General features: G+C 66.0%; 8 protein-coding genes and 1 pseudogene. 2 read left to right on the forward strand and 7 right to left on the reverse strand.

Translation table 11 applies throughout. The features are described from left to right. Nucleotides 1-4,070: calcium-binding protein (locus AC6RA4_RS13395; protein WP_500161074.1), on the reverse strand; the 4,070-nt coding region annotated here is incomplete at its 3' end. Between the two features lie 503 nt (nt 4,071-4,573). Between AC6RA4_RS13395 and AC6RA4_RS13400 the strand changes: the two genes are divergently transcribed. After that, a complete protein-coding gene (locus tag AC6RA4_RS13400; protein ID WP_500161075.1) occupies nt 4,574-8,014 on the forward strand; it encodes a DUF4214 domain-containing protein in 3,441 nt (1,146 codons plus the stop codon). A gap of 222 nt (nt 8,015-8,236) precedes the next feature. Here the strand turns inward: AC6RA4_RS13400 and AC6RA4_RS13405 are convergent, their stop codons facing one another. The 5 genes from AC6RA4_RS13405 to AC6RA4_RS13425 all read right to left on the reverse strand — a co-directional run bounded on the left by AC6RA4_RS13405 (nt 8,237) and on the right by AC6RA4_RS13425 (nt 14,801). Continuing rightward, entirely contained in the window at nt 8,237-11,296 is a 3,060-nt protein-coding gene (locus tag AC6RA4_RS13405) for a DUF4214 domain-containing protein (RefSeq protein WP_500161077.1), read from the reverse strand. A gap of 376 nt (nt 11,297-11,672) precedes the next feature. Then, a complete protein-coding gene (locus AC6RA4_RS13410) occupies nt 11,673-12,419 on the reverse strand; it encodes an alpha/beta hydrolase family protein (protein WP_500161078.1) in 747 nt (248 codons plus the stop codon). Beyond that, nucleotides 12,416-12,703: an acyl carrier protein gene (locus tag AC6RA4_RS13415; protein WP_500161080.1), complete on the reverse strand. Its 288-nt coding sequence runs from the start codon at nt 12,701-12,703 to the stop codon at nt 12,416-12,418. Before AC6RA4_RS13415 ends, AC6RA4_RS13410 begins: the two co-directional genes overlap by 4 nt. Continuing rightward, nucleotides 12,700-13,629, reverse strand: a complete 930-nt coding sequence (locus tag AC6RA4_RS13420) for a hypothetical protein (RefSeq protein WP_500161082.1) — start codon at nt 13,627-13,629, stop codon at nt 12,700-12,702. Before AC6RA4_RS13420 ends, AC6RA4_RS13415 begins: the two co-directional genes overlap by 4 nt. A gap of 308 nt (nt 13,630-13,937) precedes the next feature. Beyond that, nucleotides 13,938-14,801, reverse strand: coding sequence for a LysR family transcriptional regulator (locus tag AC6RA4_RS13425; protein ID WP_500161083.1), 864 nt, complete (start codon nt 14,799-14,801; stop codon nt 13,938-13,940). A 93-nt stretch (nt 14,802-14,894) separates the two neighbouring features. Here AC6RA4_RS13425 and AC6RA4_RS13430 point away from each other — a divergent pair, with 93 nt between their 5' ends. Then, complete coding sequence (locus tag AC6RA4_RS13430) at nt 14,895-16,217, forward strand: aspartate aminotransferase family protein (RefSeq protein ID WP_500161085.1); 1,323 nt, start codon at nt 14,895-14,897, stop codon at nt 16,215-16,217. Between the two features lie 171 nt (nt 16,218-16,388). On the opposite strand, the pseudogene AC6RA4_RS13435 reads toward AC6RA4_RS13430, so the two are convergent. Next, nucleotides 16,389-16,703, reverse strand: a pseudogene (locus AC6RA4_RS13435) (hypothetical protein); the annotation flags it as partial.

Consider the following 16,703-nt stretch of genomic DNA (forward strand, 5'->3'; position numbering starts at 1 on the left):
GTCTCGGTCGAGACATCCGCAACGTCGCCGCCGATCAGCAGGTCGTCGCCGGCGTCTCCGGTCAGAGCATCGGCGCCGGCGCTGCCGATGACGGTGTCGTCTCCCTCGCCGGCGGACAGTCGGTTGGCGGAGTCGTCGCCATGCAGCCGGTCGTCGCCGCTGCCGGTGGCCACGGCCTCGAACCCGCTGAAGCTGCCCGTGGCTGAGCGGATGACATCGACGCGTTCGATCAGGAAATCGCCATAGGCCGGGTCCGAGGCGTCGGGCAGCACGCGCGTCAGGTCGTCGGCACTGTTCGCGTGATAGGGCTCGGCCTCGAGCACCAGCTGCGGGGTGAGCGCCACGCCATCATAGATGCGGGCCTCTGTTCCGGTGCGTTCGTCGGTGCCGTCATTGTCGAGATCGCGGTCCGACCAGCGCGGTGACTGGATGGTGATGCTGGCGCGGTAGTCGCCGGTGCCGAGATCGACCTCGATGCGACCGTCCACCGTTCCGAAATCGAGCGTGTCTATCCCGGCACCGCCATCGAGCGTGTTGGTGCCGAGCCCGACGACGACGCGGTCATTGCCGCCTCCGGCATCTGCGGTGTCGTCGCCGCCGCCGGTGACGAGGATGTCGTCGCCCAGATTGCCGGAAAGGCTGTCATTGCCGTCGCCGCCCGACAGCATGTTGTTGAGATCGGTGCCGATGAGCCGGTCATCCCCGCCGCCGCCGATGGCGTTTTCGATCGAGACCAGCGCATCCGTGCCGAAATTGCCGGTCGCGATCCCGGCCGCGAGATCGACGGTGACATCGCCGAACTGGCCGGCCACGAGCGCGCCGTCCTCGGCTTCGGGACGGGCCCAGGCGTAGGAGGCGGTGTCGCGCCCGGCGCCGCCGTCGATCCTGTCATTGCCGGGGCCGCCGTGCAGCAGATCGTCTCCGGCCTCGCCGTAGAGCGAGTCGGCGCCAAGGCCGCCATAGAGCTTGTCGTCTCCGGCGCCGCCTTCGATGGTGTCGTCTCCGGCGCGGCCGATCAGTTGCTCGGCAATGCCGCTGCCGGAAATCAGGTCGTCATAGGGCGTTGCAATCAGCACCTCGAAATTCTCGAGAGTCATGCCGACGGAATTCGTGACGGTGGTGGGGGCCGAGGCGCCCTTGAAGGACACCACGGTCCCGGCGGCCAGATCTGCCTCGATGCGGGACTCGTAGCTGAGATTGAACGCGATCCGGTCATAGCCGGTATCGCCGTTGGCATGTCCGAAGAAGCGCTTGATTTCGAGGAAGTCCTCGCCGGCGCCCATCTGGGCCTGGTTGTCGCGGTCGGTGTCGCCGAAGACGGCGTAATCGTCGCCGGCCTCGCCGTGGAAGATGCCGCCGCCACCGCCGTCGAAATTGCCGATGTCGTTGCCGTCCCCGGCAAACACCTCGGCAAAGCCGTTCTCGGCGTCGAAGCGATCGTTTCCGCCATGCAGATAGAACGCCGAAAGGCTGGTGCCGCCCGGCTCGTAGATCAGGTGATCGTCGTAATCCCCAAGCTGGATCTCTTCGATGCTGTAGGGCTTGATCGCATAGAAGACCTCGCGCGCGTTGCGCAGATCGTCTCCCTGCACGGTGATGGCGTGGGCGCGCAGCGTCAGGGCGATGGCGCTTTCGATGCGGTAGAACCAGCGTGCGTCGCCGACCTCTTCGAGCAGCAGCGTGTCATACCCGGCGCCGCCGTCGATCTGGCGCGTGCCGACGCTTTCCTCGCTGGTCTCGGCATAGATCAGATCGTCGCCATCGCCGCCTTCGATATATTGCGTGGCCCCGGTGCGGATCGTGTCGTCACCGCCGCCGCCATGCAGCAGGAACGTGTCGACATGCCCGAAGAGCCTGTCGTTGCCGTCCGAGCCGACGATCCCCTCGACACTGTCGAGAACATCCCGCGCCACCAGAGTGCCGGCGTCGTCGTAACGCTCGACCACATCGGTGCCCGCGACATAGCGGATCGTGCCCGAGCTGGGCTGATCGCTGAGGTAGTCCTTGAGTTCCTGCAGGATCGACGGGTCATCGCCCTGGTCGTTGATGTCGAACTTGATGGTGTTCGAGTTGCTCGAATAGGACACTATATCGGTGCCTTCGCCGCCGATATAGGTGTCGCTGACGCCGGCCTGCGGGGCGCTGCCCGAGATCATCACGTCGCGGTTTCCGGCACCGGCATGGATCACGTCCGAGCCGGACCCTCCGACGATGTAATCGTCCTCGCCGCCGGCATCGATCAGATCGTCGCCGCCCCGGCCGCTGATGACGTCGATGCCGTCCCCGGTGTAGATGGTGTTCGCGGCCTCGTTGCCCTGGATCTTGTGATCCTGATCCGGCGAGGCGAGCACGTTCTCGATGCTGCTGAGCGTGTCGCGCCCCTGTCCGAAGGAGGTGCCGTCGATCAGGTCGATGGTGAGCTTGCTCCGGGCGCCCGACAGCACCTGGAAGGTATCGACCCCGGCGTTTCCGTTCACCACGTCATCGCCAAGGCCGGGGATCAGAACATCGTTGCCATTGCCGCCGTCGAGCCGGTCGTCCTCGGTCGAGCCGAAGATCCGGTCGTCGCCATCGAAGCCGCGGGCGAAGTAGAACCCGCCATCGACGAGCAGGCCCGTCGAGTTCAGGAACATCAGATCGTCGCCGCTGGTCCCGTCGAGGATCGAGCCGCCGATGATCGCGCTTTTCAGCTCGGCGCCGGTGAAGGTGATGTCGGTGAACACGACATGGTCGGTGTCGTCGAGCCCGCCGAGCGTGTCGATGCCGGTATTCAAGCTGGTCTGCGGCGCGAGATGGCTGACGATGATGTGGTCGTTGTCCGGATCGCGCGAGATCTCGTATTCGGTGAAGCTGGCGTCGAAATAGAACAGGTCGTCGCCGACATCGCCGTAGAGATAGTCGGACCCGTCGCCGGCGATGATCACGTCGTTGCCGGCCCCGGCGAGGATCTCGTCGTCTCCGGCCAGACCGTCAAGGATGTCGTCACCGGAATCGCCCCGCAGCGTGTCGGCGGTTCGGCTGCCCCATCCGGTCGGACCGGAGTCCGCATTGCCGACAACGTTGTTGAAATAGGCCTCTTCGATCAGGTCCAGAAGGTCTGCGCTCTGAAGCTGGCCCTCGATATAGGCCAGCAGGTCGTCGCGGATATCTGCGGCGAGCTGGTCGAGCCCCTCAAGGAAGCTGCCCGGCGGCAGGAGGGTCTCGAGCTGCTCGGTGACGATGTCGACCAGCGTGTCGAGGCCGATTGTCTCGAGCACATACTCGATGACCGGGTCCACGATCAGCGCGCTCAGCGCATCGGCCGTGTTCAGCAGGCCGAGGATCGGATCGACCACGGTGCGCGCGGCGGCGAGCGGCTCGGTGATCGAGGTGAGCGAGCCGAGGATGGCCTCGAGCTTTGCGTAGGCATCGGTGATGGCGCTGAAATCGATGCTGTCGAAGGTGTCGGTAAGGGCGCCGAGATCGGTGTTGACCGTGGCATCGAGGGTCGTCACCTCCTGCTGCCGCGCGTTGCGCGCCGCGAGTTGCGCCTCGACCGCCGCCGCGAGCGCGGTGTAATTGCCGCTCCAGCCCTCGCCGTCGCGTTCGGCTGCCGCGAGCGCACGCTGGAAATTGGCCAACGCAAGCGAGGCGGTTTCGAGCTGCAGCAGCTTCAGCGTCATCGGATCGCGCACCGCATCGACCGCATAACCGGCATTGGTGAGGTAGCCCGAAAGGTTGTCGATGATCTTGCTGTCGGCAGGGCCCTTGTCGTCGCCTTTGCTGCTGATGGATTCGAGATCGTCCTCGACCGCGCTGGTGGTCTTCTCGACTTTGGCGACGGTCGCCTTGAGCGCGTTGACCGGCGTCTTCAGCGGCGTGATATAGCCGACCACCCCCAGCAGCGCCTTCACGGCGACCAGCGCGTAATTGGTCTTTTCCGTGGATTCCTCGAGTTGCTGGTAGGCCAGGATGCCAAGCTGCGCGACGCCGATCCCGCTCGCGATCTGATCGGTCAGCGCCTTCACGTCGCCGAGCGTCTCGTTGGTCCGGTCTATGCCTTGCTTGTAGGTGTCAAGTTGCTGACCCATCTAATCAATTCTCCAAACACCGCCCGCAATGGCGAAAGGCCCGGGCGGAGCCGCGAAAATCGGCGGCTCCAATCGTTATCAAAAAGCGTTTCTGTTCTTAGCACGACTACCGTCAGGCGGGTAGAAAAAGCATCTCGCCGGATCCCGGTGCTCGGAGCTGCTGCGGGGGCGGGGACGGTGCAGGGCGACCCGGGTCATGAGCGCGCTCTGTCATGCCGGACCGGTGAGCGCGGACCGCAGCCAGAGCGGCGCGCCTCGGAGGACCGCTCCGCCCTTCTGGAGACGGCCCATCGCGCCCTGCAAGCTGGTTGTCAAGACGCCTGCGCCGGCTGGATCGGTAAGACCGGTCCCTCGGCCATCACGCGAGGGGCGCCGCGAAGCTGCCGCAGTCGCAACGATGCGGAATTGCTTCAAATCAGTGTGAAAATCGGAATGTCGTATATACTCGGGAGATGGCCATGCGGCTCTTCGGGGGCGCATGGTTTTTAAGGAGGGGGCATATCTTGACGTATTCACTTATTTCCACGGCTGGGGCCACGCGTCCGGACAGGGACAGCAGCGGTCAACAGCTTGAACCGGCCATCGCTGCCCTGAGCGATGGCGGCGCCATCGTCGCCTGGGCGAGCCAGCGAGACCCGAACGTGGCCAATGGCTACGACCTTCTCAGCCAGCGCTACGACGCAGATGGCAACGCCGTGGGCGATCCCGTCATCGTCTATCGCGGTCCCGACGACGAAAGTGGTGTCGGGGTCAACGCGGTCGGGCTCGCCGATGGAGGCTGGGCGCTCGCGTTCGAGGATCAGGAGGCCAACGACCTCCGGGTCCAGACCTACGACACCACCGGGGCGCTGGTGACGGACGACGTGATCGATCTGCCCGACCGGACCATTGCGGGCGACCGCGACGTTACGGTTTCGGTGAGCGACAGCGGCTACGGCGCCTCGACGCTGGTGGCGCTCGACACCGGTGGCTTCGCGGTCATCTGGAACGCCGGCTACCCGGGTATTCTCGCCGAATACATCGGAGCCGGGACGGTTTATGCGCAGGTCTTCGATGCGGACGGGCAGGCCCTTGCCGATCCTGCGCCGATCGCCCCGTGGATCGACACCGGCTCCTATTCCTATGACCGCGGCAATTATGTCTATGACAGCGCGGCGCTTGCGGACGGGCAGTTCGTGGTGGTGACCCGGATGGGCTACACGACCGAGGGCAACGACAGCGACCACGCCGGCGTTGGGGTGCAGATCTTCGACGAGACCGGAACCCAGGTGGTGTCGTCCTTCATCGCCAACACCACGGTCGATGAGCACGTGGGAACGCCGGCGGTGGCGGCGTTGGCGGGAGGCGATTTCGTCCTCATCTGGAACGCCGGCAACGACACGTACTGGCGGCGCTTCGATGCCGAAGGCAATGCGCTGACCGATGAAATGTCTCTCGGCCGCTACTACTACACCCCGAACGTGGTGGCGGCGCCGGACAACGGATTTCTCTTTACCTTGCGTGACGGGGGCGGCTTCACCCCGGCCTATTCCACGCTTGGCCTGCGCTTCGATATCTACGGCCAGCAGGTGGACGATCTCTTCACGATCAATGCCTCCGGAGACAACGGCACGAACTATTACAACACGGCACCGGATTTCGTGACGCTCGGGAGCGGCGCGATCCTCGGCGTGTGGCAGGGGCATGCCACCGACGGCAACGAGCATGACGTGCTGGTGCAGACCTTCATGGCGGAGGACGTCCGCTGCAATTGCGACCGCGAGATCGTGGCCGCCGCGGCGCCGATGGCGATATTCGGCCTGGGCGGTGAGGACACCATCACCGGCAGCGCGGAGGGAGATCATATCGAGGGCGGCGGCGGCTACGACATGATCGCGGGCCTCGCGGGCAATGACACGATCGACGGTGGCTCCGAGAACGACACCATCGATGGCGGCGCCGGCGACGATCTGATCACCGGGGGCACCGAAAACGCCACCAGCAACGTCTTTCAGATCGCGCCGGGGGAGGGCGATGACACGATCACCGATTTCCGCCTCGGTCAGGACCGGCTGGAGCTGGATTTCACCGAGGCCGAGATCGCGGCGTGGACGGTCGGGCTCGACGCGGACGGCAACCGCCGCGTGGCGTTCGACGGAGGCGGCTCGCTCACCTTCGAAGGGCTCGGGCGCAACGCCGGACCAACCGGCGCGGTGGCGATTGTCGGCGCGGCGCGGCAGGGCGTCCAGTTGACCGCAGATGTCAGCGCGATCTCCGATCCGGACGGTCTCGACTACGCACAGTTCAGCTATCAATGGCTGCGGGACGGCAGCGCGATTGTCGGCGCGACTGGTGCAAGCTACGTGTTGACGCAGGCCGATGTCGGCGCCGTCGTCTCGGTCGAGGTTCGCTATACCGATCTTTTCCAGACCGAAGAGATCCTGAGCGCCGAGACCGCGACGCAGGTCGAGAATGTCAACGATCCGCCCGAGGGTGCGGTGTCGATCGGCAGCTACGCCGAGATCGGGACGGCGCTGCAGGCAGACACCAGCGGGCTCAGCGATCCGGACGGACTTGGGAGCTTCTCCTACCAGTGGAACCGAGGCGATCTGCTGCTCTCGAGAGAGGCAAGCTACGTGCCGACCGTCGCGGACTATCGGTCGACTCTGACCCTCACGGTCAGCTACATCGACGGGCAGGGCACCTACGAGAGCGTCGTCGCACGCAGCGGCGTGGTGCAGCCCTCACCTGGCGAACGGACAGGCACGGAGGGCGATGACCGCCGCGAGGGCGGCGAGGGCCGCGATCTGATATCTCTCCTTGAGGGCAACGACACGGCCCTCGGCCATGCCGGCGGCGACGTGCTCGACGGTGGCGAGGGCAACGACTATCTCTTCGGCGAGGGGTTCGACGCGATCTACGCGCCGGAGGTCGCAGCGACGGTGTACCGGCTCTACCAGGCGACGCTCGACCGCACGCCCGACGTGACCGGTCTCTCCAACTGGACCGAGCGGCTCTTCACCGGCGAGCAGAGCTTGCTGCAGGTGGCCGACGGTTTCGTCAGGAGCCCCGAGTTCCAGATCACCTATGGCGCAGTCGACAACGCGACCTTCGTCACGCTGCTTTATCTGAACGTGCTGGACCGGGGGCCCGATGCCACGGGTCTGAACAACTGGACCCAGCGGCTCGACGATGGCATGAGCCGGGCCGAGGTTGTCCTGGGCTTTTCGCAAAGTCCGGAATTCGTGTCCGAAACCGCCGCGGACGCCCGTGCCTTCACGGGCAGCAAGTCGGCGGTGACCTGGGGCGATGACGTGTTCCGGCTGTATCAGGCCACGCTCGACCGGGCGCCTGATGTGCAGGGCTTCTCCAACTGGTCGGGGCGGCTCGTGGATGGCATGCAGCTTTCTGTCGTGTCGGCGAGTTTCGTCAACAGTGCCGAGTTCCAGGCCACCTACGGTGCGCTCGACAACGAGGGCTTTGTCACGCTGCTTTATCGGAACGTGCTGGACCGCGAGCCCGATGCCACCGGGCTGGCGAACTGGACCCAGCGGCTCGATGACGGCATGAGCCGGGCCGACGTGGTGCTGGGCTTCTCGCAGAGCCCGGAATTCGTCGCCGGAACGGCGGGCGATCTCAAGGACTGGATCCGCGGGCTCGATCACGGCACCGGCACGCCGGCGCATGATCTGCTGCTCCCGGGCAGCGGCGACAACATCGTGGCGGGCGGCGTCTTTGCCGACGAGTTCCGCTTCGCGCAGGGCGATGGCGGCAGTCATGTGGTGCTCGACCTCGAAGCCTGGGACTACGTGTCGTTGCAGGGCTTCGGATACGCAGATGCCGATGCGGCGCTGGCCCATATGACCCAGTCCGGAAGTGACGTTCTCTTTGCCGATCAGGGGGTCGAGGTCACCTTCTTCGACACCCAGCTTGGAGAGGTCGGGTCCGACATGATCCTGGTCTGAGGGCCCGGGTGCGACGGTCGCGCGAGCGGCGCCGCCCTGTCTGCCGCGTGTGATGCACGGTAGGCAGGGGGCACCGCTCGCGACGGCGGACCTGAGACCTGGGATGCGCCTAAAGGGGCAGCGCCCCCTCCCGCGGCACCGTGATGCCGGGCAGGGGACGCGCGGCGCCCCGAGACCCGGTGCTGCAGGGCACGAGCGGCGCGCGTGCCCCGCTCAGGGGGATCAGGTCCAGATCATCTCTGCGTCGATGGCGGGGAGTTGGGTGTCGAGGAACCTCACCGTAACGCCCTGATCCGCGAACACGACATCGGCGCCGTCCTGCGACATATGGGCGATGGCATCGTTCCCGTCGCCATAGCCGAAATCGCCGAAGCTGATGTAATCCCAGGGTTCGAGATCGAGCACCACATGCGCGCCGTCTTCCGACTGCTCGAAGTGGAAGCCGTCCGAGAACAGCCCGCCCGCGAGGATGTTGTAGCCGCTGCCGCCGTCGATCCAGTCCTGCTCGGCCCAGCCGGCGCCATGGTCGAGGCTGCGGTTCCAGTCGGCAAAGGCCTGCGCTGTCTTCGCGATGAATTCCGCGCTCTGCGAGAAGCCCTGAACCACTTCTGCCCGGCTCATCCCGTCTTCGAGGCGGGCGACCCAGTTTGCCAGCCCGGTGGCGTCGGGATCGCGATCGAGCACGTTGTTGTAGAGAAGGGTCACGAAGCCCTTGTTGTCGAGGCTGCCATAGGTGGCCTGAAACTCGGGGCTCTTCACGAAGCCGTCGATCACGCTGGTCAGTTCCATGCCGTTCGCCAGTCTGGCACTCCAGTTGGTGTAGCCTGTGATGTCCGGTTCGCGATCGAGCGTCGCGAGGTAGAGCCGGTAGACATCATCGCCCCAGGCGGCCTGCGAGTGGCTGGTCTCGAAACTGTCCGCCGCGCTCTTCATCTCATTGATGAACTCGGGGCTTTGCGAGAACCCGAGGACGACTTCGGCGCGCGACATGCCCGCATCGAGACGAGCCACCCAGTTTTGCAGGCCCTGTGCGTCGGGATCGCGCTCCAGAACGTTGTTGTAGAGCAGGGTGACGAAGCCCGCGTTGTCCAGGGCACCATAGGTGGCCTGGAATTCCGGCGAGGCGACAAAGCCGGTCGCCACTTCGGGCAGCGTGCGGCTTTCCATCGCGAGGCGTTCGGTCCAGTTGCCGTATCCTGTCGCATCCGGCTCCCGGGCCAGCGTCGCGATGTAGAGGCGGTAGACGGCCCCGGCCTCGTCGGGCGCGTAGCTTGCCTCGAACCCGTCGCCCAGCAGGATGTCGTCGTCGTTCTCCCCGCGCAGCACATCGTTGTGGGCGCTACCGGCGAGCCAGTCGTTGCCGTCGTCGCCGCGGAACTGGATGCTCTGCGCGGCGCCCTCTGCCGACATCACGTCGTCGAAGATCGAACCGCGGATCCGCTCGATGCCGGTGAACCGGTCGGTAAAGCCGAAGCCGTCGATGACGGTTCCGGCGGCGACGTCCGCCACGATGCCATGCACCGCCCCGTCCCAATGCTCTGCGTCATAGATGATCTGATCGTAGCCGGCGTTGCCGTGGAAGACGTCAGCGCCGCGCCGGCCCTGAAAGCCCTCATCCATGCCGGAGCCATTGAATACGTCCGCGTCCTGTGAGCCGGTGAACCAGCGAATATAGGTGAAGCTGTCGTTGACCAGACCCGGAGTGCCGCTGACAACGGTGCCGGAGCCGTCGTCAGCAATGTTGAAGGTCAGACCACCGACGCCGGACACGTCCCAATACGCGAGATCTGCCGACTCATCCGTCGCGAACAGACCCGCGTGTCCGATCACGGTGTCGGAGCCGAGGCCCGGAACGAATTCATCGCCATATCCTTGCGTCTCGGCACTGCCCCCCGAGCCGTCCAGCCGGTCATTGCCGTCGCCGCCTCTGAGGCGGTCGCGCCCGTCTCCGCCGATGATCGTGTCATTCCCGTCATTCCCGCGCAGTTCGTCATCGCCGCCGCGCCCGTCCAGAAGGTCGTTGCCGTCATTGCCCTCGAAGTACTCGCCCACGGCGGATCCGCGAATGACGTCGTCGCCATTGAAGGAGCCGCGCACTTCCTCGATGCCGCTGATGGTGTGGTTGAAGTTCATTCCGTCCCAGACACCGGTCGCGGTGCCTGCGCGCAGGTCGACGGTCACGCCGCCTTCCACCCGCGAGCGGTCGAAGCGCAGCGTGTCCCATCCCTCTGCCGCATTCAGGAAATCGTTTCCGGCGCCAAGGATGAAGCGCTCGTCGGCGCTCGATCCGACGATGTTGTCGGAAAGGTTGGTCGCGCGGATCTCGAAGCGCCCGCCGTCGAAGGTCAGGTTGAGCTGATCGCGCGTGCCGAAGCCGTCATTGGTGACAACACCGTTTCCAAGGTTGGCGACGATCCCCGAGGTCGGCTCGTACCACATGTAGTCGAGGCGCAGAGTGCCGGCCTGCAGCGTCGCATTGATCGTGTCGTTGCCATCGAGCGGCGAGATCGCGAGGAAGCCGCCGTCGGGAGATGTGGTGATATTGAAGGTGTCGGCATTGCGGGTGGCGCTGATGTTCAGACCATCGGCCAGCATGATGCCGCGCGGGTTCAGGATCGTGTCGGCCCCGTTCGGCCCCTTGTTGACGGTGGCGGTGTTGGCGGCCTCGTTCAGGCCGAGGGTCACACCGCTGCCGAGCCGCGAGTAGGAGATGTCGACCCAGGTGCTGTCCTGGATGGCGTTGAAGTCGTAGACGTCGTTTCCGGGCGAGGCGCGAATCTGTTCGCCGTTGTCGGACTGGCCGGGGCTGTAGCGGTCATTGCCGGACCCGCCGCCGAACCTGTCCTCGAACGGGCTGCCGATGAAGGTGATGTTCGAGGTGACGTCCGGAAGATCGAACTCGGCGCCGAAAATGGCATTGCCGGCGTCGATGGTCAGCGGGCTTTGGCTGAGCAGCGCGCCGAGCGGGGCGGAGTTTCCGTCGAAATAATCGTCAATGGCATCCGAAAACGCCTGCAGCCCCCACGAGATCCCGGTGAGGCTCGCAACGAGCCGCTGGCCGCTGTCACGGACCTCGATGCTGGTGATCGTGCCGCTGGCGGGGGTGGTGGAGAGGTCGAAGCCGGTGCCGGTCGCGGTGGATTGATAGCCGGTGCTCGGGTTGCGAATGACGATCCGGTTTGGCTGGCTGCTGAGAATGTCCGGGCTGAAATCCCCGGTATTAGAATTGAAGAATGCAGCTTCGAAGAAATCTCCATCCGATCCAAAAAACGCAAGATTCATCCTACTCTCCCTGACTTGCAAAATTTACGGACACGCAGAACGTGCCAAAGGCCGGACGGGCCGGCCGGGTAATCCAGTGCGCGCCTTACTCGAGGCGCCAATCGACCGAGAGGCCCGGCTTTGCGGTGATCGTGAGGGGCGAAATAACCTTCGATCAGCCTATGGTTGCGCCCCGGTCACAGCCGCGAAATGTCTCAGCCTGCGGACTTGACGTGCAAAAAATATAGGTCGTCCGGTGAGATTATCGGATCAGCCGATTCGATGATAGCACCTGATCGGGTGGGGCCGGTCCGTAGCGCAGCCGACCTGCCTCCAGGGTCGGATCCTCCGGGATATTGGCGTGGCGCTGGGCTGGCTTGTCGGGGGAGGGGGCCGGTCAGGACAGCGCGGATTCGACAGCATCCAGCGCGTCTCGAAGCGCCGCTCCGGTGGTCGGCCCCGAGATGTTCTTGTGGTCGGTGCCGGCGACCTTGCGGACAAGCACCACGCGGGCGCGGCGCGACCACTGGCGGTCCATCCCGATCAGCAGGTCATCCATGCGGCCGCGGGTCGAGGCGCACAGGATGGCAAGGGCGACGTCGGAGCGCGGCGGATCGTAGGTGCGGGCCAGCCAGAGCTGCTGCTTCGAGATCCACTCGGCTCTCGGGCCGAGCTTTTCGCGATCCGTCGCCACCGGGGCAAATGGCGCCCGTGCCCGCAGCCAGGTATAGGCTCTGAGGGTGGATTGGCGCAGGCCGTGAGGCTGGAGGGTGTCGAGCATGACCACGCCGACCCGCCGGCCCTCTGCCGCCATGCGGCAGGCGATCTCGTAGGCGACAAGCCCGCCGAAGGAGTGTCCGACGAACAGCAGCCGCTGCGCATCGCCGTGTTCGGCGATGGCCGCCGTCATCGGCGCGACAAAGTCGTCGAAATGCGACAGCGGCGCGTCTCCGATCGCGACCGGTTGTATCACGCCGAAACTCTGCCGCTCCGCGCGCAGGGCGCGGCACAAGGGGCTGTAGCATTGAACATGCCCACCGATGCCGCCGATCATGTAGAACGGGCGCGCGCCGGGAACGGCTTGACGCGACAGCGGGCGGACCAGGCCGAGTTCGGGGCCCCGGACCATCGCCGCCGTGGTCAACCCGGCGCCTCGGTGCCCGCGGGCAGGCGGCCTGCGACGAAATCGCAGAATTCGAAGACCGTCGCGCAGCGGGTCACCTCGTCATCGTCAAGCTCGATATCGAAGGCCTCTTCGATATGCATGATCGCTTCGAACCGGTCGAGGCTGTCCATGTCGAGAGCGTCGAAGCGCACATCCGTGCCGCTCTGCAGGGCGTCGGCTGCGGCGCCTTCGTCCGGCAGGATGCCGGCGCCCTTCAGAGCGGTCACGATGATGATGTCTGCAGGCGACAGGATGCGGGTCATGACAGAACCTCCACCATCAGCGTCTCGGGGCAATGGAACGGCTCGAACCGCCCGATCGACAGTTCGAGGAGCCGCACCCGCGGATTTCGCCGGGCGAGGTCCTGCATCAGGAGCGTCCAGAGCCGAAGCGAGATCGGACGGCCCAGGCAGGTGTGGGAGCCGATGCCGAAGAACCGTGCGCCCGCATCGGGTTCGAAACTGTCCAGCATCGCCCGCCGGTCGGGTTCGGATGCGGCATCCGCGCGGTCGGGATGCGCTCTTCGGTCGATGAAGGGCACGCCGGTTCGCGTCGGCTGATCCGGAAGATCGATGTCCTGTATCGGGACGCCGGGAGACGCCTCGAAGATCTCGGCCAGCGACGCCCCGATGGTGCCGCGCAGCGCATCGCGGCCGAGCACCATGAAGGCGACCGAGTCGAAGGCCTCGTCCCGGCTCGCGCCCTGAGCGATCAGCGACTGGACCTCGCCGTCGAGCGCCGCGTTCAGTTTGCGGCGTCTGGCCGGGCCGATGGTTGCGCTGAAGAGGCCGCCAAAGCTGGTTTCCGGCGAGATCGACATGCGATAGCCCACCATGCCGCCGATCAGGTCCTCGACGATCGGGATGATGCAGGCCGACATCAGCTCGACCTGGCCGGGGCTTTCGAAACAGGCCGTGTTGCGCTCGACGATCCCCGGAAGAATGGCCTCCAACTTGGGGCGGGTCTCGGCGATGCGCGCGGCCATGCGCTTGCGCCCGCGCTGGTGCACGCTGCCGTGATTGCAAAGCGGGATGTGGTCTATCGTGGACAAAAGGGCGTCAAGATCGATGCGCAACCGGTCTGCGATGCTCTTCTGCCGTCCGTGATAATCGACCGGCACAAAGCCGGCATCGCTCAGAAGCTGCGAGATCTGATCTCGTTCGGTGATTGGCTCAATCCTGGTCGACATGAGGCGAATGACCCTGTCTTGAATGCTGAGACGCTCCAGAAACAAATCTTTTCCTGACCTGAGAGAGTGTGACCGCCTGCGCAGATCGGTCAAGAGGCATGGAGCCGCAGGGCAGGGGGCTCGCGCAGGGTGGCCGGGCGGTTCCCCGGGGCACGCAACCGGCCCGAGAGTGGCGGGGCGATACCGATCTGCGTGGCGCAGGAGGGCGGGACCAGAGTGGCTCATCGCGATGCTTTTGAAGCCGGGGAGCCGCTGACTGGTCCAGCCGTCCGACCTTGCGCACCGGTCGAGACTTTCGCGGGGGGCGGTCAGACGCTCCCTGCGCCGAGCTCGCGGGCGATGAACTCTCCGAAGGCACGGACCGGCGGGGCAGGGCAGGCCGAGGCGTAGGCCAGCGCCATGCCGATCTCGGGCAGGGGCGGCAGCCCGCCCTCGACGATCTCCAGATCGGGCGGCACCGCGGCCCGGGTCACGACGCTCACGGCGAGGCCGGAACGGGCAATGGCCAGAAGCCCGGCAAGACCGTTGCTGGCATGGGTGATGCGAAACGGCGGCCCGCTGGCCTCCATCGCCGCCCGGGCCAGCCGGTGGTCGAGCGTTTCCGGCCCCGAAAGCGCCAGCGGCAGTATGCCATCCGCCGGGAGGGGCGCCCCGGCGGCGCCGGCGATCCAGACCAGCGGCTCGCGGCGCAGCACCGCACCATCCGCCTCCGAGGCGGGGTTCGAGACCAGCGCCAGATCGATGCGCCGCCGTTGCAGCATCGGGCGCAGCTCGACCGTCGGCGCGCACATGATCTCGATCTCGACCGCCGGGTTCTCCTGCCCGAAGCGCCGCAGCAGGGGCGGGAAGAAGGCGCTGAGATAATCCTCGGGGCAGCCGAACGAAATCGCGCCCCGCAGCCCGTTCACCCGGAACCCTGCCAGCGCATCGTCATGGGCCGCAAGGATCCGGTCCGCCCCCGCCATCAGCCGCTCTCCCGCAAGGGTCAGCACCACGCCCGAGCCGGTGCGGTGAAACAGCGGCTCTCCGACCACCTCTTCGAGCCGCTTCATCTGAAGGCTGACGGCGGATTGCGTTCGTCCGACCCGGTCCGCCGCGGCGCGGATCGAGCCGGCGCGCGAGACCTCCACGAAGCTGCGCAGCAGGGGAATGTCGAGAGCGGGCTGTGACATGAGAAAAACTCGATTCGGGTCCCAGTATTATGAATTTTGCAAATACCATGTCCAAGGCTAGGATCCGCCCGACAGCAACGAGGATGACAGCGGATGCAGATGACAGGCGACACAAGGCAGGCCGGCGGCAGCGATCTCATGCAGGACAGGATCGACCGGCACGTGATGCGTTACGGCCCGGTTTTCGAACCGCGCCTGATCGACCGGGCCGAGGGCAGTTTTGTCTACGACGCCGCCGGCGCGCCGATCCTCGATTTCACCTCCGGACAGATGAGCGCGCTGCTGGGTCATTCGCATCCCGACATCGTGCGCACCGTGCGCGAGCAGATCGGTCGTCTCGATCACCTGTTCAGCGGCATGCTCTCGCAGCCGGTGGTCGATCTCTGCGCCCGGCTCGGCAGCATGGTGCCGGGGCTCGAGAAGGTGCTGCTGCTCTCCACCGGGGGCGAGTCGAACGAGGCGGCGATCCGCCTTGCCAAGACGGTCACCGGGCGGCACGAGATCGTCGCCTTCTCGAAAAGCTGGCACGGCATGACCGGGGCGGCGGCGGGGGCGACCTACAGCTCGGCGCGCCGGGGCCATGGCCCGGCCTCGGTCGGCAATTTCGCCATCCCCGCGCCGCACGCCTATCGCCCGCGCTTCACCCATGCGGATGGCAGCCTCGACTGGCAGACCGAGCTCGACGACGCCTTCGCGCAGGTCGACAGCCAGTCCACCGGCAGCCTCGCCGCCTTCATCGCCGAGCCGATCCTGTCCTCGGGCGGCATCATCGAGCTGCCCGAGGGCTATCTCGCAGCTCTGAAGAAGAAGTGCGAAGAGCGTGGGATGCTGCTCATCCTCGACGAGGCCCAGACCGGTGTCGGGCGCACCGGCGATCTCTTCGCCTTCCAGCGCGACGGGGTGACCCCTGACATCCTCACGCTGTCCAAGACCCTCGGGGCGGGGCTGCCGCTCTCGGCGGTTCTGACCAGCACCGAGATCGAGGAGAAGGCGCATGCCAAGGGGTTCATCTTCCTCACCACCCACGTCTCCGATCCGCTGCCGGCGGCGGTGGGTCTGACCGTGCTCGACGTGCTCGAGCGCGACGGGCTGACAGCGCGCGCGCGGGTCGCGGGGGCGCGTCTGCGGCAGGGGCTCGAGGGGCTGATGCAGCGCTTCGACTGCGTGGGCGATGTGCGCGGGCGCGGGCTGCTTCTGGGCATCGAGATCGTCACCGACCGGGCCAGCAAGACCCCCGATCTCGACCGTGGCGACCGCATCGCCGCCGAGGCGATGAAGCGCGGCCTCAGCATGAACATCGTGAAGATCCCTGCCATGGGCGCGGTGTTCCGCATCGCACCGCCGCTGACCACCAGCGACGAGGACATCGACCTCGGGCTCTCGATCATGGCCGAGGCCATCGCCGCCTCGGGGTGATCTTCGCCTCGCTTGAAGCGGCTGGTTGCAGGCGAGAGGTTGGAGGACACGCGGTCGATGCGCCGGAAGAAACGCACAGGCCTGCGTGTCTTCTGTCGGTCCCTTTGGCGCCTTGGATCTCGGAAAGCAGAGCCCGAAGGCCGGGCTCTGCCTTGATACGCTGCCGCCTACTCAGAGCAGGAACGTGACGTCGTCGAAGCTCTCGAGGGTGCTGTTTGCGAAGACCACGCTCACGGCCCCGTCGGCGAAGACCGTGTCGCGACCGACCTCCGAGAATTGCGCGAGCGCCTCGCTGCGGCTCTGGTAGCCGAAGCCGGTGAGCTCGATCGTATCCCACGGGTCGATCTGCAGGACCCGGTCCCGACCGCTGTCGGTGGCGTCGAAGATGAAGTGGTCGGCGCGGAAGCTGCCAAGCTGCAGGTCGTCCCCTTCGCCGCCATCGAAGGTGTCGCCCTCGACCGACCGCATGAAGGTCATGAAGGCCTC

It is taken from the genome of Salipiger sp., from assembly GCF_059781815.1.

Bases quoted from the DNA above. Each gene is read 5' to 3' on its own strand.
- AC6RA4_RS13430 (WP_500161085.1), top strand. From the start codon at position 14,895: ATGCAGATGACAGGCGACACAAGGCAGGCCGGCGGCAGCGATCTCATG.
- AC6RA4_RS13425 (WP_500161083.1), bottom strand. From the start codon at position 14,801: ATGTCACAGCCCGCTCTCGACATTCCCCTGCTGCGCAGCTTCGTGGAG.
- AC6RA4_RS13405 (WP_500161077.1), bottom strand. From the start codon at position 11,296: ATGAATCTTGCGTTTTTTGGATCGGATGGAGATTTCTTCGAAGCTGCA.
- AC6RA4_RS13415 (WP_500161080.1), bottom strand. From the start codon at position 12,703: ATGACCCGCATCCTGTCGCCTGCAGACATCATCATCGTGACCGCTCTG.
- AC6RA4_RS13420 (WP_500161082.1), bottom strand. From the start codon at position 13,629: ATGTCGACCAGGATTGAGCCAATCACCGAACGAGATCAGATCTCGCAG.